Origin of the sequence: Nitrospira sp., from assembly GCA_016873435.1 — a bacterium.
Lineage (GTDB): Bacteria > Nitrospirota > Nitrospiria > Nitrospirales > Nitrospiraceae > VGXF01.
Genome location: VGXF01000004.1, coordinates 22,599 through 44,165, shown reverse-complemented (window position 1 = coordinate 44,165; position 21,567 = coordinate 22,599). Strand labels below are relative to the sequence as shown.

At 58.9% G+C, this 21,567-nt stretch carries 20 protein-coding genes and 1 tRNA gene; 13 read left to right on the top strand and 8 right to left on the bottom strand.

Features of this window, described 5'->3' with window-relative positions:
• The first annotated feature begins 4 nt into the window (after positions 1 to 4).
• Positions 5 to 655 (top strand): ribose-5-phosphate isomerase RpiA, encoded by a 651-nt coding sequence (gene rpiA, locus FJ248_03935; GenBank protein MBM4120037.1) that lies wholly within the window; start codon positions 5 to 7, stop codon positions 653 to 655.
• Complete coding sequence (locus tag FJ248_03930) at positions 648 to 3,197, top strand: M1 family metallopeptidase (protein ID MBM4120036.1); 2,550 nt, start codon at positions 648 to 650, stop codon at positions 3,195 to 3,197. The genes rpiA and FJ248_03930 overlap by 8 nt, the downstream gene beginning before the upstream one ends.
• Before the next feature lie 299 nt (positions 3,198 to 3,496).
• Here FJ248_03930 and FJ248_03925 read toward each other — a convergent pair whose 3' ends face one another.
• The 3 genes from FJ248_03925 to FJ248_03915 are packed head-to-tail and all read right to left on the bottom strand — an operon-like array spanning position 3,497 to position 7,090.
• Positions 3,497 to 6,154: an FtsX-like permease family protein gene (locus FJ248_03925; GenBank protein MBM4120035.1), complete on the bottom strand. Its 2,658-nt coding sequence runs from the start codon at positions 6,152 to 6,154 to the stop codon at positions 3,497 to 3,499.
• On the bottom strand, positions 6,151 to 6,396 hold the full coding sequence (locus FJ248_03920; GenBank protein ID MBM4120034.1) for a hypothetical protein: 246 nt from the start codon (positions 6,394 to 6,396) through the stop codon (positions 6,151 to 6,153). Before FJ248_03920 ends, FJ248_03925 begins: the two co-directional genes overlap by 4 nt.
• A gap of 13 nt (positions 6,397 to 6,409) precedes the next feature.
• Positions 6,410 to 7,090, bottom strand: coding sequence for an ABC transporter ATP-binding protein (locus tag FJ248_03915; GenBank protein MBM4120033.1), 681 nt, complete (start codon positions 7,088 to 7,090; stop codon positions 6,410 to 6,412).
• Between the two features lie 189 nt (positions 7,091 to 7,279).
• On the opposite strand from FJ248_03915, the gene FJ248_03910 reads away from it, so the two are divergent.
• Positions 7,280 to 7,879 (top strand): arylesterase, encoded by a 600-nt coding sequence (locus tag FJ248_03910; GenBank protein ID MBM4120032.1) that lies wholly within the window; start codon positions 7,280 to 7,282, stop codon positions 7,877 to 7,879.
• Positions 7,880 to 8,310: 431 nt separating this feature from the next.
• Entirely contained in the window at positions 8,311 to 8,943 is a 633-nt protein-coding gene (locus tag FJ248_03905) for a DedA family protein (protein MBM4120031.1), read from the top strand.
• 11 nt (positions 8,944 to 8,954) lie between these two features.
• Here FJ248_03905 and FJ248_03900 read toward each other — a convergent pair whose 3' ends face one another.
• On the bottom strand, positions 8,955 to 9,140 hold the full coding sequence (locus tag FJ248_03900) for a hypothetical protein (protein MBM4120030.1): 186 nt from the start codon (positions 9,138 to 9,140) through the stop codon (positions 8,955 to 8,957).
• Positions 9,141 to 9,271: 131 nt separating this feature from the next.
• Here FJ248_03900 and FJ248_03895 point away from each other — a divergent pair, with 131 nt between their 5' ends.
• Complete coding sequence (locus FJ248_03895) at positions 9,272 to 10,015, top strand: hypothetical protein (GenBank protein ID MBM4120029.1); 744 nt, start codon at positions 9,272 to 9,274, stop codon at positions 10,013 to 10,015.
• Between the two features lie 80 nt (positions 10,016 to 10,095).
• Here FJ248_03895 and FJ248_03890 read toward each other — a convergent pair whose 3' ends face one another.
• A complete protein-coding gene (locus FJ248_03890; protein ID MBM4120028.1) occupies positions 10,096 to 10,335 on the bottom strand; it encodes a CDGSH iron-sulfur domain-containing protein in 240 nt (79 codons plus the stop codon).
• Between the two features lie 113 nt (positions 10,336 to 10,448).
• Here FJ248_03890 and FJ248_03885 point away from each other — a divergent pair, with 113 nt between their 5' ends.
• Positions 10,449 to 11,399, top strand: a complete 951-nt coding sequence (locus tag FJ248_03885; protein MBM4120027.1) for a hypothetical protein — start codon at positions 10,449 to 10,451, stop codon at positions 11,397 to 11,399.
• A 234-nt stretch (positions 11,400 to 11,633) separates the two neighbouring features.
• Here the strand turns inward: FJ248_03885 and FJ248_03880 are convergent, their stop codons facing one another.
• Complete coding sequence (locus FJ248_03880) at positions 11,634 to 12,308, bottom strand: hypothetical protein (protein ID MBM4120026.1); 675 nt, start codon at positions 12,306 to 12,308, stop codon at positions 11,634 to 11,636.
• A 60-nt stretch (positions 12,309 to 12,368) separates the two neighbouring features.
• A tRNA-Gly gene (locus tag FJ248_03875) sits at positions 12,369 to 12,443 on the bottom strand.
• 519 nt (positions 12,444 to 12,962) lie between these two features.
• On the opposite strand from FJ248_03875, the gene FJ248_03870 reads away from it, so the two are divergent.
• The 7 genes from FJ248_03870 to FJ248_03840 all read left to right on the top strand — a co-directional run bounded on the left by FJ248_03870 (position 12,963) and on the right by FJ248_03840 (position 21,242).
• Entirely contained in the window at positions 12,963 to 16,400 is a 3,438-nt protein-coding gene (locus tag FJ248_03870; protein ID MBM4120025.1) for a twin-arginine translocation signal domain-containing protein, read from the top strand.
• A 70-nt stretch (positions 16,401 to 16,470) separates the two neighbouring features.
• Positions 16,471 to 17,760 (top strand): nitrate oxidoreductase subunit beta, encoded by a 1,290-nt coding sequence (locus FJ248_03865; protein MBM4120024.1) that lies wholly within the window; start codon positions 16,471 to 16,473, stop codon positions 17,758 to 17,760.
• A gap of 131 nt (positions 17,761 to 17,891) precedes the next feature.
• Complete coding sequence (locus FJ248_03860) at positions 17,892 to 19,760, top strand: RiPP maturation radical SAM protein 1 (protein ID MBM4120023.1); 1,869 nt, start codon at positions 17,892 to 17,894, stop codon at positions 19,758 to 19,760.
• Positions 19,761 to 19,891: 131 nt separating this feature from the next.
• Complete coding sequence (locus FJ248_03855) at positions 19,892 to 20,221, top strand: hypothetical protein (protein MBM4120022.1); 330 nt, start codon at positions 19,892 to 19,894, stop codon at positions 20,219 to 20,221.
• A gap of 78 nt (positions 20,222 to 20,299) precedes the next feature.
• Positions 20,300 to 20,686: a hypothetical protein gene (locus FJ248_03850; GenBank protein ID MBM4120021.1), complete on the top strand. Its 387-nt coding sequence runs from the start codon at positions 20,300 to 20,302 to the stop codon at positions 20,684 to 20,686.
• 19 nt (positions 20,687 to 20,705) lie between these two features.
• The gene (locus FJ248_03845; protein ID MBM4120020.1) at positions 20,706 to 20,984 is read left to right on the top strand and encodes a hypothetical protein; all 279 of its coding nucleotides are present in this window, start codon (positions 20,706 to 20,708) and stop codon (positions 20,982 to 20,984) included.
• Positions 20,985 to 21,041: 57 nt separating this feature from the next.
• Positions 21,042 to 21,242: a cytoplasmic protein gene (locus tag FJ248_03840; protein ID MBM4120019.1), complete on the top strand. Its 201-nt coding sequence runs from the start codon at positions 21,042 to 21,044 to the stop codon at positions 21,240 to 21,242.
• 40 nt (positions 21,243 to 21,282) lie between these two features.
• On the opposite strand, the gene FJ248_03835 is transcribed toward FJ248_03840, so the two are convergent.
• A complete protein-coding gene (locus tag FJ248_03835; protein MBM4120018.1) occupies positions 21,283 to 21,552 on the bottom strand; it encodes a hypothetical protein in 270 nt (89 codons plus the stop codon).
• Positions 21,553 to 21,567: the final 15 nt, after the last annotated feature.

The window sequence follows — 21,567 nt, the reverse complement described above, 5'->3', positions numbered from 1 at the left end:
ATCCATGGAGTTTGTCCGCGACGGGATGGTTGTTGGCCTGGGCACCGGGTCGACGGCCACGCACATGATCATTGCGCTGGGTGAGCGCATCAAGCAAGGGCTAACAATCAAAGGTGTCCCCACATCAAGGGAAACGGCCGAACTGGCGCGCGCACACAGTATTGAGCTGATCGAAACGGAAGACCGATGGGTTATCGATGTCACGATCGACGGAGCTGATCAGGCCGACCCCCAACTAAACCTGATCAAGGGCGGCGGCGGGGCGCTGTTGAAGGAAAAAATCGTTGCCACGGCCGCGCGCCAGCTCGTCATCATCGTGGACCATACCAAGTGCGTACCGGTTCTCGGGGGCAGCTTTCCGCTACCCGTCGAGGTCGTCCCCTTCGGCTGGGGCAACACGGCCCGGCAGATCGAGGCACTAGGATTCAAGGCCGTCCTGAGGGAACGGAACGGCGAGATCTTTCGGACCGAGGCGGGCCACTACATTCTCGATATGCAAATCCCGCGTATCGACCGGCCCGAGGAGCTGGAACTGCAACTCAATGCCCTGCCCGGCGTGGTCGAAACGGGGCTCTTCGTGGGTCGGACGGACGTGCTGATCGTCAGTACACCCGCAGGGGTCGAGATCACGCGCGCGGAGCCGCGCCGTGGGTGATCCCTACCGCCTCCCGCGCACCGTCCTCCCCACTCGATACGAACTCCGGCTCGAGCCAGATCTCCGAGCCGCGACCTTCACCGGAACGGAAAGGATCACACTCTCCGTAACCCGATCCGTCAAAGAAATTTTATTAAACGCCGCCGAGCTCAACATCCATTCAGCCACCATTGAAAACGCCAGGGGGCAATCTCAGCGCGCGGCCATCGTATTGGACGAGCCAGGCGAGCGCTGTCGATTGACCTTCCCGGCTATGCTTTCACCCGGCGCCTGGAAGCTCACGCTCGCCTTTCAGGGCAATCTCAACGACAAACTGCGGGGGTTCTATCGCAGTACCTTTAAAAATGCCGCCGGCATCACACACGTCATGGCGGCGACACAATTCGAGGCCACTGACGCGCGCCGCGCGTTCCCCTGCTGGGATGAGCCGGACTTCAAAGCGGTCTTCGCTACCACGCTAATCATCGATCCGGCGTTGACGGCTGTCTCCAATACGCGCATCGTTTCAGAAAAACAGGAAGGCAGCAAAAAAGCGCTGCGGTTCGCCGACACGATCAAAATGTCCACCTATCTGGTGGCGTTCATCGTTGGCGAATTGGAATCCACAGCTCCGACGATGGTGGGGAAAGCTCCGGTGCGACTCTGGTGCGTGCCGGGCAAGAAGCGACTCGCCTCGTTCGGGCAAGCCATCGCCACCTTCTCGCTCAACTTTTTCAAGCGCTACTACGGCCTGCCCTATCCAGGCGACAAGCTCGATCTGCTGGCGATTCCCGACTTCGCCTCTGGGGCGATGGAAAATCTGGGCGCGATCACCTTTCGCGAGACGGCCCTGCTCGTCGATGAGAAATCCGCCACTCACGCCGAACTGGAGCGGATTGCCGATGTGGTCGCACACGAAAATGCGCACATGTGGTTCGGCGACCTTGTCACCATGTCCTGGTGGAACGGACTCTGGCTCAACGAGGCCTTCGCCACCTTCGCGGAGATGCTGGCGGTGGATGCGTGGAGGCCCGACTGGCAGCGGTGGAATACGTTTGGCGTCTCGCGTGCAGTGGCCATGGTCGTGGACGGTCTGCACAGCTCGCGGCCCATCGAATATCCGGTCCGCGCACCGAAGGACGCCGATGCGATGTTCGACACGCTCACCTACGAGAAGGGCGCCTCCGTCCTTCGCATGCTCGAGCAGTATCTCGGTCACACCGTCTTCCGCAACGGCATTCGACTCTATCTGAAGCGCCACGCCTACGGAAATGCTGACACAAAAGACCTGTGGGTGGCATTGGGTCGTGCAGCAAAGCAGCCGATCCTGCCCGTCATGAACGGGTGGATTTTTAAACCGGGCTATCCACTTGTGACGGTCTCCCTCAGTAAACACGGAAGGTTGCAACTCAAGCAGCAGCGGTTCACGTATCTCCGAAAATTCGCACGAGCTGGGGCCTATGGGGGCCAGCGCTGGCAAATCCCCGTCCAACTGCGAGTGGTCACGCCAACGACGATCGAGACAAAACGGCTGCTGATGACCAGGGCTTCTGCACAGATCACGCTGCCCAGAGATGTCACCTCCGTCGTGGTCAATGAAGGGGGGCACGGGTTCTACCGGGTCCGCTACGAGCCGCAGTTACTCGAACGACTGCTGCAGCTCGTACCAGACAGACTGGCCCCGATCGAGCGGTTTAATCTGGTTAATGATGCCTGGGCGGCGGTTATGGCGGGGCTCATGTTGCCGTCGAACTACTTGAACATGACAGGCGCCTTCACGCGCGACCGGGACAAGAACGTCTGGGCCGTGTTGATCGAGTCCTTCTCGACTATTCGGCGACTGCTCGATCTGGCCAGGCACGCCCGGTTCGAAACCTTTGTGCGTACTCGGATCGGCCCGGCCGTGGCCGAACTGGGCTGGGCGCCGCGCGCGGGCGAAGACGATCTCGTCAAACAGTTACGCAGCGAGCTGCTGCGCGCCCTTGGCACGACGGGTAACGATCATGGGATACAGACGCAAGCGGCGAAACTCTATGCCGCCTACACAAAGCGGCCCGCCGCCGTGGACCCCAATGTCCTGCCGGCGCTCGTTGAGATTCTTGCACACACAGGCGACGCCGCGCGCTATGACGAATTTTTCGGACAGTTCCGCTCGGCGGCCACGCCGCAGGAGGAGCGCCGGTACCTCCACGCGCTGGCAGCCTTCCAACAGCCGGAACTGCTCCGACGCACGCTGGACAAAACGATCAACGGGGAATTCCGGACGCAGGACGCCCCCTTCATGGTTCGGATGGTGCTGATGAACACGGCCGGGCGCGAAACGGCCTGGGCGTTTGTGCAAGACAACTGGGACGCGATGGACCGACGCTATCCCAAACAGGGACTTCGGCGGATGTGTGAGGGGATTATCGGACTGGCAACGCCCGAGCTGGAGCGTGATGTCCGAGCCTTCTTCCGCAAACGTAAGGTCGATCTGGGCGGCAGGATTTTGGAGCAATATTTAGAGGAATTGCGCATCGCAGTTGCTCTGCGGACACAATTAACAAAATCCCTAGAGGTTTGATGCCACGCCTCTAACGTAATCCACTGTTCACAGGGAGGTTGATGCACGGAGCGCCCACCTCCCCCTCAAAACCAGCCCGCGAGAAAGTTAAGCTCGCCGGGCTGACTGCTGGCTCTGGTGGTGCCGCTGGCCAGGATCGGTAGTTGCATCATCCGCGGTATCTTTAGCGCTGGCGCCGATCACGCTCAAGAAGATGGACGGTGTTCCAGCGCCAACGGCCAGCATCGTCGTGCCTACGGTCACGGATGTCGCCGGCATGGGTCCGTGTTTCAATCTCGCCATGTGCCCGGTGTTATCGCCTATTCGTGCCGTAGCACAGCCAGTGGTTTCTGGCCAAGAAAGCGGAAGGTGCTGAGAAAGCCGACGCCGAGTGCGAGCAGCACGGTCAAAAGAAAGCCACCAACCAGCACGCCCGGCTGAAGCGTCCACGAGGCATCTTCCAGAATAAATTTCAGCACTGTCCACGAGAGCAAACTTGCCAGCGCCGTACCGATCAATCCCGCTGCCGCGCCCAACAACACGAATTCAATGGCGAACGACTGCGCGATGAGGCCGCGTGTCGCACCCAACGCCTTCAACACGAGAGATTCGTAGAGCCGTTGGTAGCGCGTGGCGGCGAGCGCGGCGGCCATGACGATGGCGCCGGCCAGGACGCAGAAGACTGCAATCGCACGGATCGCCAGTGCCAGCCGATCCAGAATCTTTGCAAAGTTCTCCAGCACGTCGCCGATATTGATCGCCGTCACGTTCGGAAATGCTGCCACGACGGCCTGCTGCAGCGGCACCTCCTGCTCCGGCGGTACCTTGACCGTGGCCACGTAGGTCAAGGGCGCGCCGTCCAATGCACCAGGTGAGAAGATCATGTAGAAATTCGTCGTAAAGTTTCCCCATGCCACTTTGCGGATACTACTAACCTCAGCTTCAACCATCGTACCCTGAATTTCAAACGACACAGTCGAACCGATATCGAGACCAAGATTCTTCGCCGCATCTTCTTCAATCGACACTAGCGGTTTCAAAAACCGCTGGTCGGGCTTCCACCACTCGCCTTTGACGACGACATTGTCCGTCGGCAGCTCAGAGAGAAATGTCAGGACGTATTCGCGGGTCAGATACCAGTGTTTGCGGCGGTCCTCTTTGTCCCCTCGGTGCTCACTTTCCTCAGGGGCAGCAACCGGCTGACCGTTGATCGCATGCAGGCGCGAGCGGCAGAGCGGCGTTGTGGTGAGCGACGACTCGTGCGTACGGTCGCGCAGCAGTTTCACGAGGCCGTCGCGTTGATCTGGCTGGATGTCGATGAAAAAGAAGGACGGGGATTTCACGGGGCGGCTCTCCCCGACCTGCACCACAAGCGCACCCTCCAGCAGGGAGACCGCGACGATGACCATGACGCCGATACCGATGGACACCATCACGCCGATGGCCTGGCTGCCGGGCCGATGCAGATTGCCAAGGGCGTGCCGGACAGCGAGTGAACGAGTTCGCGGTAGCGTCACCATTAGTCGGACCAGCGCGCAGGCAGTCAGTGCCAACAAAGTCACCGCGACCATCAGTGCACCGATGAAGAGTAGACCGATCCGCCAATTGCCAGCCTGCCAGATGGCCACTGCCGCCAGCCCGGTGGCCAGCCCGAGTGCGGTCAGGAGGCGTACGCGGTCAGCGGACGCGAGCCGCTCATGCCAGGTCCGTTCAAGCTCGAAGGCAAGAACGTCTGCACGGAAGATGCGCGCAGGCCGGACATCGCGGATTCCCAGCAGGGGCCAGAACGTGAACAGCGAAGTCGTCAGCAGGCCCATCAAAAGCCCCTTCAGCATGGGCCATATTGAGGACCACGACAATGACGTCGAAAAATCCAGTTGCGCCATGAGGTCGGCCCCGAACAAGCCGCCGATCAGCAGCGGCAGCACCTCCTGCACGCCGGCCCCCAGCGCCACGCCGGCCAGACTGCCAAGGAATCCAAGCATGCCCGCTTGTACCAAATAGGTACCGATGATCGTGTTCGAATCGGCACCGACGGTTTTCAAGATGGCAATGACCTGGAGTTTCTCGCGCAGAAACGCCCGGATCGTGGTGGCCACGCCGATGCCGCCGATGAAGAGTGCGGTCAGACCGATCAGGCCGAGGTACCGTGTGAGCTGGTCGAGGAACTGCTTGAGTTGCGGCTGGGCATCCCGATAGGACGCTACGCGGACGGAGTCTTTCGACAGCCGCCCGCGCAATTCGCCGACAAGCGGCGGCAGCGGCCGCTCAGGTGGCAGCTTAAGGAGATGGCGTTCGCGCACGCGGCTGCCGGGTTTGATGAGCTCGGCCGCTGCCAGCCCTTCGTGCGAGATCATGACGCGCGGGCCCAGGCTGAAGGGACCGGCCAGACGATCCGGTTCCTTGCGCAGAACACCAGTGATGACGAACGAGGCGTCGCCGACCGTGAAACGGTCGCCGAGATGTAGACCCAATTGGATGAGCAGCGATTCCTGCACGACAGCGCCGTAGCAAAGGCCGCGTGATGTGAAACGAGAAACGTGAAGTGAAGGGCAGTCAGAGCGCACGAGTAATTCGCTGAGCGGATGAGCGGGTTCAACGACAAGATGTCCGTAGAGTGGATAGCCGGTCTCGACCGCCTTCAACTCGACCAGTTGCGACCGCCGCGATGTGCTGCTGCCGGGCACGGCGGCCATGCCAGCCAGTTCGCTCACGTGCACGACGGCCGTGCCGCGGTCAGCGAGCGATCGCAGCACCGCCTCCCCGTTCTCGCTCAGAGGGCGCGACAAACGAATTTCCAGATCGCCGCCCATGAGGCCGCGCGCCTCGCGCGTCACCGCCCGTTCGACGTTGGCCGAGAACAGGGCCACGCCGACCAGCGCACCGACACCTAGTGCGATACAGACGAAGAAATGAAGAAAGTGCCGCCAGGAGGACCGCGATTCCCTCCAAGCCATCTTTAAGGGAAAGCCGGTCATCGCGGCCCTTCGGCAAGGACGAGGCGTCGTCGCCAGATCCGCTGAGGCAGTGTCGGTAGATCGCCGCGCGCGATCGGGCGCCACTTCTGGTAATGCTTGCAGGTGGGCAGTTTTGCCCGCGGTTCGGCCAGTAGCGGATTGGCGCAGAAATCCCTGCCCGGTGTCATCGCGGCCTGTGTCGGCAAAACCGACAGAAGGTCAGCGGCGGAGAGCAGCAGGACGATACGCGTGGTACGTGTCATGGACATACGGCGGTTACGTCCGCGTCGAAGGCCGGTCCGACTCGATGTGACCATCGCGGAGTGACACAATCCGTTCGGCGTGGGCAGCCAATGCCCTATCGTGTGTGACGAGGAGCAGGGTACTGCCGTAGTCTCGATTGAGCCCGAGCAGCAGGTCGATGACCTGGCGGCCGGTGGCGGAATCCAGATTGCCGGTCGGCTCATCGGCCAATAAGATGGGCGGCCGGCAGGCGAAGGCGCGCGCCACGGCCACGCGTTGTTGCTCCCCGCCGGAGAGTTGCACCGGATAGTGGTGGCATCGGTCGCGGAGCCCCACCGCGGCCAGCAGTTCATGGGCGCGCTCCTCTGCAGTGGGATCACCGTTCAATTCCAGTGGGACGGCGACGTTCTCCGCGGCGGTCAGCGTAGGAATCAGATGAAACGACTGGAAAATGTAGCCGATTGTCTGCCGGCGGACACGGGCCAGAGCGCGTTCGGACAGGCCGGTGAGGTCCACACCGTCCAGCATGATCGAGCCGGAGGTCGGTTTATCAAGGCCGGCGATCAAGCCCAGCAGCGTAGACTTGCCGCTCCCAGACGGGCCAACGATGGCGACCATCTGCTTGGCTGGAATGTCCAGTGAGAGGTTATCCAAAATCGTGACGGCCCGGCCCCCGCCGCGTAGGCGCATGGTCAGGTTGCGAACCGCGATCATCGTACGCTCACATTGGACGTCATGGAGGCAGACCAGTATTATATTAGCATGATCGGTGCCGTTCCCTTTCTTTCATATTCTGGCTTTGTCGCCAGGCTGATTCTGCTGGCGGGGCTCCTCGGATGTGAGCCGGCGTCCGAGTCGGCATCCTCGTCGTCTGGCCCGCCCCGCGACGGGTTTGGGCAGCGGATGGGCACCGACGTGACGAGCCAGCCGGGGCGCAGCACCGCCGCCGTGCGCGAAGATCGTCCGAAGATTGTCGCGTTCGGGGACAGTCTTACCGCCGGTCTGGGGGTGTCGCCCGAGGAGACCTATCCGGCGCAACTTCAGCGGCGCCTGGAGGCAGCCGGCTATCGCTATCGCGTGATCAATGCTGGCGTCAGCGGGGATACAACGGCAGGTGGCGTCCGGCGGGTCGAGTGGGCGTTGAACAGTAAGCCGGCCATTGTGATTGTGGAACTGGGCGCCAACGACGGTCTGCGGGGGATCGATCCAGCGCAGACACAAGCTAATCTTGAAACTATTGTGCACCGGTTGCAGTCGGCCGGCGTGACGGTCGTGCTGGCGGGCATGAAACTGCCGCCGAATTTTGGGAAGGAGTATACGGAGCGTTTTGCTGCGGTATTTCCCGTTGTGGCAAAGAAATATCGCATCCCACTCATGCCGTTTTTTCTGGACGGGGTTGCCGCCCAAGAAGCACTGAACCAGGCCGACGGCATCCATCCAACCAACGCGGGGTACCGCATTATTGCGGACCACATCTTCGACGCGCTGAAGCCCCTGCTGTAGAAACTGGGCTGATGAGCGAAGCGGGACGACGTCCGAACCCCTGTCCGGGGTGAATCCGGACAGGAGACACGTGAAGGTGCTAGCGAAGCAAGAGGATCAGCTCTTCTTGAAGAACGTATCGTAGACGCCGTAGCCGAGGATCAGCGCAATAATCGTATAGTAGAGACCCGTAACGCCACTGTAGTCCGGCGCGCCGCCCTTGGGCTCATTGGCCAGAGCCTGGGATACGCTCAGCAGCACCACTGCCATCGCTGCGAGAATTCTGCTCATTGAACCACCCCTCCCCTTAAAAGTTCTGGCTCGGGAAACCAGCCATACCGATGGGTCGGATTCTACTGAACTCCCGTCGGATCAAGCAAGAACTTTTTGTAGCGGGCGGGTTATTCAGCGAGTACAATCCACACACCTCCTTGGAGATACGGAAAAACGGCATGGCGCAGTGGGTCGGGATTTGGTTTCAGTGGGTGCATGACTGGGGCTACCCAGGCATCATTATCTTGATGGCCCTGGAAAGCTCCATCGTGCCAATTCCCAGTGAAATTGTGATCCCGCCCGCCGCCTATTGGGCAGCGCAGGGCCGCTATGATTTTTGGGGAGTTGTCCTAGCCGGCACGCTGGGCAGTTATCTCGGCGCGGCGGCCACCTACTGGGCGGCGCGGTGGCTGGGCCGGCCCCTACTCGTGACATACGGCTATCTGGTCTTCTGTCCGGAAGACAAGGTGCTGCGCGCAGAACGCTGGCTGGCGCGCTACGAGGCCGGCAGCGTCTTTTTTGCGCGACTCATGCCGGTCGTGCGGCATCTGATCGGCATTCCGGCCGGCCTCGTCCGCATGCCCTTCGGCCTCTACAGTGCCATGACTATTATAGGAGCGAGTCTCTGGTGCTGGGTCCTGGCCTGGTTCGGCGGAAATCTTCTGGGCGACCAGCCGGAGCTGATCAATGACCCATCCTTATTAGTGCAGATCCTGCGGCAACGATCCTGGCTCATCGGCGGATTCGCACTGATGCTCAGTGCGCTCTATGTATTGGTGATGAAGCTTACCGCAAAGCCGGAACCCTCCTGAGCGCACCGTCATCACAAACTTCTCCAGAGATACCCGTAGGCGATCGTTTCGTGGGAATGCCAGGGGCGACCAATGCGTTTCATCGTCGCCGGCTTCGGCAGCACGCGGAATCCGTAGGCCTTCTGGATCGCCTTGTTGATACCGAGACCCTCCACAGGCAGGACATCCCGTCGATTTAACGAAAACATCAAAAACATTTCGCCGTCCAGCGGCCGATGCCCCGGATAGTCGTCAGCGTCTCAATGACTTCTTCGCATGACGGGGTCGGCTGCTTTCAAATGACGGACAGCGCGCCAGTGCTGCGCAGAGTCAGGGAGACAAGGAATTGATGGAAGCCGCACCTCGGTTGACTTTCCAGCAGGGCCTCCATACAATTATTTACGAGACTGTTCAATCAACTCGAGTCATTTGGACCCCATCGCACTTGCGCGCACGGTTTCGCGACTTCCACCCGCAATCGTTTTCCTTCCACAAGGATCCGGTGCTGATTCTGGAAGACGTCTGGTCGCAGACGGAGCTGACTGAATGGCGGGCGGCGATGAACCGCCAGTCGTGGACTTCGCTCAGCGAGATGCCCGCTGTGGCGCGGGCGTTTCCCAACGCGGGTAACTGGGCCAAGGCACCGATCGCCGGTCCGGAGGGCGCGAAACTCTTGGACCGCCTCTCCCTGCCCTGCCTGGCTTCGTATATGGAGTCGTTTCCGAGCATTAAGGGGCGACAGCTGTCGTTCAGTTACTATTCCTACGCGGCCGGGGACTGTTTACCTACCCACGACGATACGGATGACGCCTATGCACTGACCGGCACAGTGAAGCCGACGCGCCGCATCGCAATGGTGGCCTATTTTCACGCGACGTGGGAGCCTGATTGGGGTGGTGAACTCATTGTCTATAATCAAGCTCAAGGCACTGGCAACCGTTCGGTGCTCACGGCGTCGCACTGCATCATGCCCACGCCCGGTAGCGTCGTATTCTTCACGGTGCCGCGGTTTCACCGCGTGGCGCGGGTGGATCAATTAGCCGGTGAGAACCGACGACTCTCCATCGCCGGGTGGTTCATGACGGAGCACTAAAAAAATTAGGCTGAAGTTCAGGGAAAGCAGGCAGAAGAAGGGCCTCGGCCGTAACTTTTATACACAACCCTTTCAGGCTACTACAGCCTGGAGTGGTAGCCGTCGCAGTATGGCGGCTTCTTCGTGTGCTTGCACCCGCAGAAGGCGACCCGCTTCTTTTCGGTCAATTCCACTTCCATGGGTGAGAATGATGTGCCGGTGTGCGAGCCGTCGCAGAAGGGCTGGTTCTTCGATTTGCCGCAACGGCACCAATAAAACTTGCCAGGACCGATCTCCAAGATATACGGCGTGCGTTGCGCAATGACGGGTTCGTCGGCCATGCGATCCTCCTGCATGAAACACGCTGCCCATTGTACCTGACGATTCTCTGGAAGGAAACAGGCAACTTGGGATGGCTTGACGCGTGCCGAAGCGGACGTTAGGCTGCGCCGCGATGACGCACTCTCCGCAAGCCATTGAGGAATTTCTACGGCAACACCGCAATCCGTATGACCTGTTGTTGCAGAACGCTGCCCCGTCGCTGCTAGATCTGGGTGCGGGCGATCTGTCGTTTCTCGATGAGCTGGCCGTGCAGTATTTGCCGCGCCTACAGGCGCGCAACGCTTCCCTTATTTTGCATGGAGTGGACCGGCTCAAACCCGGTTCAATGTTTGGTGGGCCGTTGCACGCGGACCCGGGTCGACTCGGACGGTGGCAACAGGCCAAGGGGCTTGAATTTCAATTTTGGGGCGGCATGGACATGCTTGCCCCATTGCCTGAATTGCTCCCCCGCTACACCGTTGTCACCTGTCATGCGCCAGCCACGCCGACGTTTGCGCTGGAACCGACACGATTGTCTAAGCCGGTGATCGATTGCTACTTACGACAGACCAAGGGGGGGTTCAAGCTCGTGCGTGAAGGCAATGAAGACGCACTCGAAGTGCTACATCGCGGACGGGCCCTGTTGTTTCCACCGTGGAAATTTGAGATTCGCGGCCCGCTGGCCTTGCTGGAAGTCATGGCGCAGCGCGGCGAACTCTGCGTGCTAGCTGCTGTGGACAGTGAAGTCTTTTGGGAAGTGCTCTCGCAACTGGTAGATAACCCGGCCATGCGGCCGGCTGACACGGTCTTTGCTCCAGCCGTGCTCGCGAAAACGTTTGGCCCCATTCATTCCCAGCTGATGGCGTTGCCTGAGGGCGAATCCGTACAGTTGGCCAACATCATGGCCTTGCGATCCGCTCTGCCCCGCGTGCTGGGCCCAGCAGGAACCTATCGCTTCCGTTCCGTGGAAATCCGCCGCGGCGCCGTCTTTCCTGAGATGCCAGCCAGTTCCACCGCCCGCCGGTTCAAGAACATGGTCGAGGAGACGCCGCCCTGGTGCTTGATTCTGGTGCCCGAAGGGTAGACAGCCAACCCTCGCGCAGGGCGAAGTGAAATTGACGGTCCCGGGGGCAGCCGGTAGACTTTTTTCGCTTTCCTGCCGGCCTCGCCAGCGGCCGGGTTTCCATTTTGAGGGATGAGGGGCAGTAGGGCCGTCCCGCAGAATCACTCTTCCAGAAACGCTTCCCTGCGCCCAACATCGGCCGGCCCGGGTTTGTGCAGTCCCCAAACGATACTGATCAATTTTCAGCCCTGCCATTCAGCGTGACGGATGCGTGAGCTCTTCTAGCGCGAACTGTTTCGGCAGCATGATGGGCACGACGATGCCGATCGGGTCGCCCCGTTTGATCGTAGTAGGTTTGGTCAATTGCAGAAGAAAGTTCGTAGTGAAGGCGTCGTAGTCAGACAGAAAGTCGTAGGGGTTGGGCGTAGTTTTATACTCCTGCGTTTTGACTCCCTCCCAGACGAAAAACGTTCGCTCCGGCAGATGATAAAAATGGTTGGGTATGTCTTTCATCATCATGCCAACATGTTTGGGGTAATAAAAACGGATGCCGCAACACAACTTGGGAAAACCGCTGTTTAGAATTAAATCAATGTAAGTTCCAGAAAAGGATTTGAAACCAAGTATTCGCTCCTCAGGTAGAATGGGCGGGGCCTGCCACTTCACCCCATCAGCGGTCCGGCGAATTTTGCAATCAGCGGGTGAGCGGATCAACCATCCGTATTGCCCCACCGTTCGAACGGGTCCGCAGTCGTCCGGGATGACTTTGTAGCCGCCGCCTGCCAACGAACGTTGTTCGTCGAGGCTCATCTGAGACATGAGCGGGCGATGAGGGGCGAAATCGAGCTTCAGGCGTTCAGGCGGAAAGGCGGTTGAATACTCCCGTTCCCAGTAGATAATGGTTTTTGCAAGGGGCTCAGCGCTGCTCATACTCTAGGCAGACTTATGCACAACTGTCGGTTGATTTGGAGGGGCCATACGGCCTAAAAATGGAGCGGGAAACGGGATTTGAACCCGCGACCCTCGCCTTGGCAAGGCGATGCTCTACCACTGAGCTATTCCCGCCCTTCTCAGAAACCCTGAAGGTGGCGGATTGTACTGGGACAGTATCCCACTGTCAAGACAAGGCGCTTGGTGCAAACGCAGTACTCATACGAGCCAAAGCAAACCCAAAATCACAAAAACAATTACATGAAATATGTACCGAACGCCAAGATTCTCGAAATACGCAGTGATCCAAAGTTACACATGGGAAGTATGTTACTATTTCGTAGCAATCGTCATAAAGCGTGTAAAAAGTTGATTTATTGATGATTTTAAATACTACGACGATTCTCAGTATAAATAAAGACACCAAATCGGATCAAACGGCAAACTCAAGGCGCAGCAAAAAAAGAATGCTAAATCATCTAATTTATTTTAATATTCAATGACTTAAATGAGAATATTCGAAAGCTGAAATTCAAATGAAACCTTGGTTCAGATATTGCTTATTACCGTGTGCCATTATGTTATTGCGTAATGCAAACAAGTCAATTCGAAGAGCCACGGTTAGGTAGTTTTTTAACGTAGGAGGTAGGCACAATGTTTCTGTCACGGCGTCAATTTTTGAAGGTCTCCGCAGGAACGGTCGCCGCAGCCGCGATTGCCGACAAGGCACTGGCCCTGACCGCACTGCAGCCGGTGATCGAGGTGGGCAACCCCCTCGGCGATTATCCAGACCGGTCATGGGAGCGGGTCTATCATGACCAGTATCGCTATGACTCATCCTTCACGTGGTGCTGCTCGCCGAATGACACGCATGCCTGTCGCATTCGTGCATTTGTCCGCAACGGCGTGGTTATGCGGGTTGAACAGAACTACGACCACCAGACCTATGAAGATCTCTACGGCAACCGCGGGACGTTTGCCCATAACCCGCGCATGTGCTTGAAGGGGTTCACCTTCCACCGGCGCGTGTATGGCCCCTATCGCTTGAAGGGCCCGTTGATGCGCAAAGGCTGGAAGGAGTGGATGGATGCCGGCTCGCCGGAGCTGACCCCGGAGGTCAAGAACAAGTATAAGTTCAACGCGCGCTTCCTGGACGACATGATGCGCGTGTCCTGGGATACGGCCTTCACCTATATCGCCAAGGCGTTTGTAGTCATCGGGCAGCGGTACAGCGGTGAGGCGGGTGCGCGGAGGCTGCGCGAGCAGGGTTATGCGCCAGAGATGATTGAAATGATGAAAGGTGCAGGGACCCGGACAATGAAATTCCGTGCCGGCATGCCTGTGCTCGGCATCATCGGAAAGATGGGTATCACCCGGTTTAACGGTGGTGTTGGCGCGCTGCTGGACACGTGGATCCGCAAAGTAGACCAAAATCAAGCGCAGGGTGGTCGGTATTGGTCGAACTACACCTGGCACGGCGACCAGAACCCGGCGCATCCATGGTGGTCGGGCGCCCAGGGCTCCGATATCGATCTCTCCGACATGCGCTTCTCCAAGCTCAACACGAGCTGGGGCAAAAACTTTGTCGAGAACAAGATGCCGGAAGCGCACTGGAAACTGGAGTGCATCGAGCGCGGTGCTCGCGTGGTCGTCATCACGCCGGAGTACAACCCGACGGCCTATCGCGCGGACTACTGGATGCCGGTGCGGCCGGAATCCGACGGCGCGCTGTTCTGCGGGGCGATGAAGATCATCATCGACGAGAACATGCACGATACCGATTTCCTGAAGGGCTACACGGATAGCCCGATTCTGGTGCGCACGGACACACTGCAATACCTGGATCCAAGGGATGTTATTCAGGGCTATCAACTTCCGGATTTCTCCAAGAGCTACTCGGGGCGGGTGCAGACGCTGAAGCCCGAACAGATCGAGCGCTTGGGTGGGATGATGGTCTGGGACCAGGCGAAGAATCAGGCGGTGCCGCTGCACCGCGAGCAAGTAGGATGGCACTATACCAATAGCGGCATCGATGCAGCCCTCACGGGTAGCTACCGCGTCAAGCTACTCAACGGCCGCGAGGTGGACGTCATGCCGGTTTGGCAGATGTACCTCGTGCACTTCCAGGATTACGATCTGGATACGGTGCATCAAGTAAACCGCTGCCCGAAGGACCTCATCGTCCGGTGGGCGCGGGATAGCGGCACGATCAAGCCGGCCGCCATTCACAACGGGGAAGGCACCTGCCACTACTTCCATCAGACGATTTTTGCCCGGGCGGCGGCGATGGTATTGATCATCACCGGCAACGTGGGCAAGTTTGGCACCGGCCAGCATACCTGGGCCGGCAACTACAAAGCGGGTGTCTGGACGGCGACCCCCTGGTCGGGCGGTGGTCTCGGTGTGCATACCGGTGAGGATCCGTTCAACATCACCAAGGATCCAAACGCGCACGGCAAGGAAATTAAGACCAAGTCCTACTATTATGGTGAGGAAGTCGGGTACTGGAACCATGGTGACACGGCGCTGATCGTCAACACCCCGAAGTACGGACGTAAGGTGTTCACCGGCAAAACCCACATGCCAACCCCGAGCAAGACGCGCTGGGTGGCCAACGTGAACGTACTCAATAATGCTAAGCACCACTACGATATGGTGCGCAACGTGGATCCAAACATTGAGATGCTGGTCACGCAGGACATTGAGATGACGTCGGACGTGAACCACAACGACGTCGCCTTTGCCTGCAACTCCTGGATGGAGTTCACCTATCCAGAAATGACGGTGACAGTGTCGAATCCATGGGTACAGGTCTGGAAGGGCGGCATCCGGCCCCTCTACGACACCCGGAACGACCTAGACACCGGCGCGGGCGTGGCCGCCAAGCTGGCTGAGATCACTGGTGATCAGCGCATGAAGGACTACTTTCACATGGTGTACATCAACCGTGTGGACGTCTATGTGCAGCGCATGCTGGATGCCAGCTCAACCATGTATGGCTATAACGCGGACACGATGTTGAAGAGCGAGAAGGGTTGGATGGTGATGGTGCGGACCTATCCGCGGCATCCCTTCTGGGAGGAGACGAACGAGAGCAAGCCGATGTGGACCCGGTCGGGCCGGTACGAGAACTACCGGATCGAGCCGGAAGCCATCGAGTACGGCGAGAACTTCGTGGCGCATCGCGAAGGCCCGGAGGCCACGCCGTACCTGCCGAATGCGATCCTGACAACCAACCCGTACGTCCGGCCGGACGACTACGGCATCCCGATCACGGCGCAGCACCATGACGACAAGACGGTGCGGAACATCAAGCTGCCGTGGGCGGAAATCAAGCGGCACAGCAACCCGTTGTGGGAGAAGGGCTACCAGTTCTACTGCGTGACCCCCAAGACCCGGCACCGGGTGCACAGCCAGTGGTCGGTGAACGACTGGGTGCAGATCTACGAGTCGAACTTTGGCGATCCGTACCGGATGGACAAGCGGACCCCGGGGGTCGGCGAGCACCAGTTGCACATCAACCCGCAGGCGGCCAAGGACCGGGGCATCAACGACGGCGACTACGTCTACGTCGACGGCAACCCGGTGGACCGGCCCTACCGCGGATGGAAGCCCAGCGACCCCTACTACAAGGTCGCGCGGCTGATGATCCGGGCCAAGTACAACCCGGCCTATCCGTATCACGTGACGATGGCCAAGCACGCACCCTATGTCGCGACGGCCAAGTCGGTGAAGGGCCACGAGACGCGGCCCGATGGGCGCGCCATCGCGGTGGACACGGGCTATCAGTCGAACTTCCGGTACGGGGCCCAACAGTCCTTTACCCGGAACTGGTTGATGCCGATGCACCAGACCGACTCACTGCCGGGCAAGCATGCAGTAGCCTGGAAGTTCAAGTGGGGCTATCAGGTCGACCACCACGCGATCAACACGGTCCCGAAGGAATGCTTGATCCGGATCACCAAGGCTGAAGACGGTGGTATTGGCGCCCGCGGACCGTGGGAGCCGGTGCGGACGGGCTTCACCCCGGGCCAGGAGAACGAGTTCATGATCAAGTGGCTGAAGGGTGAGCACATCAAGATCAAGGTGTAAGGGTACTCGTTAAACGCCAATCGTGGTCGCTTAACGAATAACGGATAACGATTACCGAGGAGGAATCACAATGCCTGAAGTATATAACTGGCAACTGGGACGGAAGATGCTGTATCCCTACGAGGAACGGCATCCGAAGTGGCAGTTTGCCTTCGTCTTCAACATCAACCGGTGTCTGGCCTGCCAGACGTGCTCCATGGCAGACAAGTCCACGTGGCTGTTCTCCAAGGGCCAAGAGTACATGTGGTGGAACAATGTGGAGACCAAGCCCTACGGCGGGTATCCGCAGTTCTACGACGTGAAGATCACCCAGCTCATCGAGCAGGTCAATCCGGGCGGCCAGGTGTGGAACGTCCGCGTGGGCCGCAAGCATCACGCCCCCTACGGGGTGTTCGAAGGGATGACGATCTTCGACGGCGGCGCCAAGGTGGGCCAGGCGGCGATCGGCTACATCCCAACCGACCAGGAATGGCGGTTTGTGAACATCTACGAGGATACGGCCACTTCGATGCGCGCCTTGGTGGAAGGCATCGACAAGACCGGTTTCTCGCGCGATGAACCGTGGAAGATGCAGGGTAGCTCGCTCCCCGAGCACGAAACCTTCTTCTTCTACCTGCAGCGCATCTGCAACCACTGCACCTACCCCGGCTGTCTGGCTGCCTGCCCCCGCAAGGCCATCTACAAGCGGCCGGAGGATGGCATCGTGCTCATCGACCAGAACCGCTGCCGCGGGTACAAGAAGTGCGTAGAGCAGTGCCCCTACAAGAAGCCGATGTACCGGGGGACCACGAGGGTCTCGGAGAAGTGCATCGCCTGCTATCCCCGCATCGAGGGTAAAGATCCCTTGACGGGTGGCGAGCCGATGGAAACCCGCTGCATGGCGGCCTGCGTGGGCAAGATCCGCATGCAGTCGCTGGTCCGCATCGGGGAGGACGGCCTCTGGGCGGAGGATCGCTGGCATCCGATGTACTACACGATCCGCGTGGAACAGGTGGCCCTGCCGCTCTATCCACAGTGGGGCACGGAGCCCAACGGCTACTACATCCCACCGCGGCACAGCCCGCGTGGCTATGCCCGCCAGATGTTCGGCCCGGGTGTGGACAACGCGATCGAGAAGTACCTGGTGCCCAGCCGTGAGCTGCTCGCGGTTCTGCAGCTCTGGCGCGCCAGCCAGCAGATCATCTTCCGCTATGACGTGATCCCGGGTCCGAAGGTGTTCGAGACCCAGATCCACGGCAAGCGGTTCGAGATGTACAACGACACTGTGCTAGGCTTCAACAAGTCTGGCAAGGAAGTTGCGCGCATCCAGGTCGAAGAGCCGATCTACATCCGGCCGGCCGAGCGCGTGAACTGGCTGTAAGTAACAGTTAGTCGTCAGGCAAGCATGAGGGCGGGGTATCCGAAAGGGTGCCCCGCCCTTTGCTTTTGATAAATCCTGCACGCAAACGCGTTCTATATGCAGTGCACGGAAAAGTACGGTAGGATACGAGCATGAGCAGCAAGACTCAGCAAGCTGAAGTCGGTCTTGTCTCGATGCCATTCGGGCATGCTAAGTACCCCTCCATTCAACTGGGGACCCTCACAGAGGCACTGAAGCAGAAAGGAATTTCCTCACGAGCCCACTATTTGAACCTTGTCTTCGCATCACAAGTCGGATTTCCGCTCTATGACACTCTCTGCGAGCAACAGCTACTCATCGGAGAATGGCTCTTCTCGCGCCTCCTCTTCCACGACAACCCCAAACATGCAAAGTACCTCACTACGTTCAAGCCCCTCTGCGATCGGATCGCCCAATCAACAGGCACCCCGGTTTCCTACCTGCAGGAGATCGAGGAACGAATTGCCCCACGCTTCCTAACCTGGGCTTCAACCGCCATCGACTGGGGACAGTACGCGGTAGTTGGCTTCACGTCCATGTTCCATCAGAATGTAGCTAGTCTGACTTTAGCCAAGCTGATCAAGGACTTGTACCCTCAGATCAAAATCGTATTTGGGGGGGCCAACTACGACAATGTCATGGGCTTAGAATACTTCCGGGCCTTTCCATGGATCGACTATGTGGTGATCGGAGAAGGGGAGGGACCATTTCCCGCTCTCCTCGAGCACATTCGCGGGGGCGAAGGCGGAACGCTGCCACCAGGTGTGGCCGGACGATCGAGAGGCCAGATCCAGTACACGCCCAATCCTTTGCTGTTTACGGAATTTGAACAGATGGGGCCGCCGAACTATGACGACTATTTCGAACAGCTCCGCGCAGTCAATCCCAGAGCAGGCGGAGACTTCAGTCGCATTCTGCTCTACGAATCAGCCCGAGGCTGCTGGTGGGGGGAAAAGCACCACTGCACGTTTTGTGGATTAAATGCCCAAAGCATGAAATTCAGGGCTAAAAAGTTCGCTCAAGTTCTGGAGGAGCTCCGGCATCTCTCGTCCCGTTACGGGGCTACACGGTTTCGGTTCGTCGATAACATCATTGACATGTCGTATATTGACGGGGTGTTTGGAAAGCTCGCAGAAGAGCGAGCGGATCTAGAGTTCTTCATCGAAACGAAGAGTAATCTGAACAAGCGACAGATCCAAGCTCTCGCCAGAGGCGGGGCAAAGGTGATGCAGCCGGGCATCGAAAGCCTCAGCGCAGCCACACTCAAGGAGATGGACAAGGGCGTCAGCCCCCTCCAGAATATCGTCTGTCTCAAATGGAGCAGCTACTACAATGTCCACATCTCCTGGAACATCCTGCTGGGATTCCCCAAAGAAAACGAAGCTGACTACCGCCGACAAATCGACCTGATCCCAAAGCTGTTCCATCTTCCACCTCCTGAAAGCGTGGGGAAGCTGTGGCTCGAGCGGTTCAGCCCCTACCATACAAATCCGGGACGCTACGGCATGAAAATCACGGGCCCCGGGATTGCCTACGAATATGTCTATGACCCGTCCAGGGTTGATTTGACCAAGACGGCCTATGACTTTGAATATGAAACGGAGCAGTCTGTCGATCCTGCCGTAGTGCAAGAGTTGACAGATCTCACAGATCAGTGGAAGCGGCGCCATGCCGCTCCGGACAAACCCTTTCTCTATTACGTGAAGGGGCTGGGCTTTATCACGGTCTATGACGGCCGGCGGGAAGGCGCGCCGGTTAGAGCACAGTACGAAGGACTGGCCGCGCGTATTATCGAGCTATGCAACGATGCTCCGAGATCGGTCGAACTAATCCGCCAAGAACTCACCAACACCCAAGAATTTGCCGCCTGCTCCCAGGAAGTTGTAGAGGGGGTGCTCGCGGGGCTTGCCGCTGATGCTATTCTCTATGAGGAAAAAGGCAAGTATTTCACGCTGGCACTACCGGCCAATCTGCATCATTGATAGACGCCGGCATTTCTCAGCCCCTCTTAGGAAGTTTCCAGATCGTGCCGGGAAAGCCTTGACGCTTGGGGACGGGCTTGGGTAGAGTGATTCCCCTCGTTGTGAATAGGACCTAGGCTTGAGGACAAGTCATGGCAACACCGCCACGTGCGCCGGTTCCCTTTGCTGCCCAGGCGGTTCCCTTTGATGAGTACCTAGCCAGCGGGAAGATTCCGGAAGGCCTCATAACCAGCGATTATGTTGGGGAGCAGTTCGTAGAACGTCTGGTGCACTACGCCCTGAGCGTGCCGGCAGGCAGCTACACCATGGCGCAGCTGAGCCATCTCTTGGAGCAGTTGGACCCCCGCTATCAGGTGTTTTTCTTCAAGCGGCTCAAGGAAACCAGCCCCGACAGCCTCAAGGATTTTGCCCCCCTCTATTACGGGTTCATGAACGAGTTTCACTCCCTGCTTTTTACGTAAAAATAAGTCGGAAAAGCCTTGTCGCCACCCCCCGCTGGCGTATAGAATGGGTGTGCCGAATTACAAGGAGATTCACGCATGAATTCAACGTTACAAAAGGCCGTCACCAGCTTCTATAATTTGGTCTACGAAGCGCAGGCCTTTGCCACCTCTATGGCTCGCCTCGATGCAGCCGAACAGGAACATTACGCGGGTCGGATCGAAGGACTCAATTGGGTGCTCGATCGCTGTCAGGCGCTGGAGGACATGGACTCCAACCTCACACCGTCATCGCTTCAGCGCGTCTTGGGAGACGTGAAATCGGACCTGGATCACGAGCTCTCCGTCCAGCGTCGTGAAAAGGGGCGCCGGGCGGATGGACGGGAAGAGGCGCTAAATTTTGTCTCCGACTATCTAGCCAGCCTCATTGCCGTCTCGGAAATTGAATCCACCAAGAGTGCGGTGAGTACGAATACGCCGGCCTGAGGCTCCCCCGCCCGTTCCCATGCGGCCAGCCGACACCCATCCACTGAGCCTGAATGGCGGGAGTGCCTCATCCAGAAACCGCCTGATCCGCGAATGGATCGTCTTTGCCCTCTGCCTCGGCGTAGGAGGGCATCTGGCCTTGGCGGCCCTCCTGCATGCGCCCGAACGCTGGCCATGGAGCCAAGCCGGCCTCTACGGCCTGTTGCTCGGTGTGGCCGCCTATGTTGTCGTACAGGTCCTGCGTCTGTGCTGGTGGGTGTGCCGCGGACGGGCCAAAGACCATTCCATCGAGGCCTGATCGAGCATGTCTCTTCCACGCAAACCAGGGTTTCCGCTCAATCCGTTCGGATCGACCATGCGCCGGAGTCCGTCGACTCGCCCGGGGCCTCCCGACCAGTATCAGGACCTGCAAGCCTCGTTACTCTACTGTCCCACCTGTAAGCAGGCAACTCCGACTCGGGAGCGGCTGTTGCTCGTGTTGCCCAGCGGAGACCTCTACGAATACCGCTGTGCCCGGTGCGGCACCTCGACGGGGTCCAAGACCAAGAATGCGTAGCGGAACAATCTGAAGGAACAGTTCGAAGGCAGGGACGCGCTCAGGCAATCTCGTCAACGGGAATGCCTTCCTCGATCAGCATGACGGGAATATCTTCTCGAATCGGGTAGAGAATTTTCTTGTCGGTCCGCAGCAGTCCGCCGTCCAAAGGCTCTGTCACCGGCTGCCCCGCCTTGTTTTTTAACGTGCCCTGCTGAATGCGCAAATTACATGTGTTGATCACAGCATCGCTAGCCAGTCCGACCGCCTGTTTAGTCTCGGGGCAGCACAGGATGGACAGCAGTTCCTGATCGAGGGTAACTTTGGGCATAACGGCCTAGCGGGG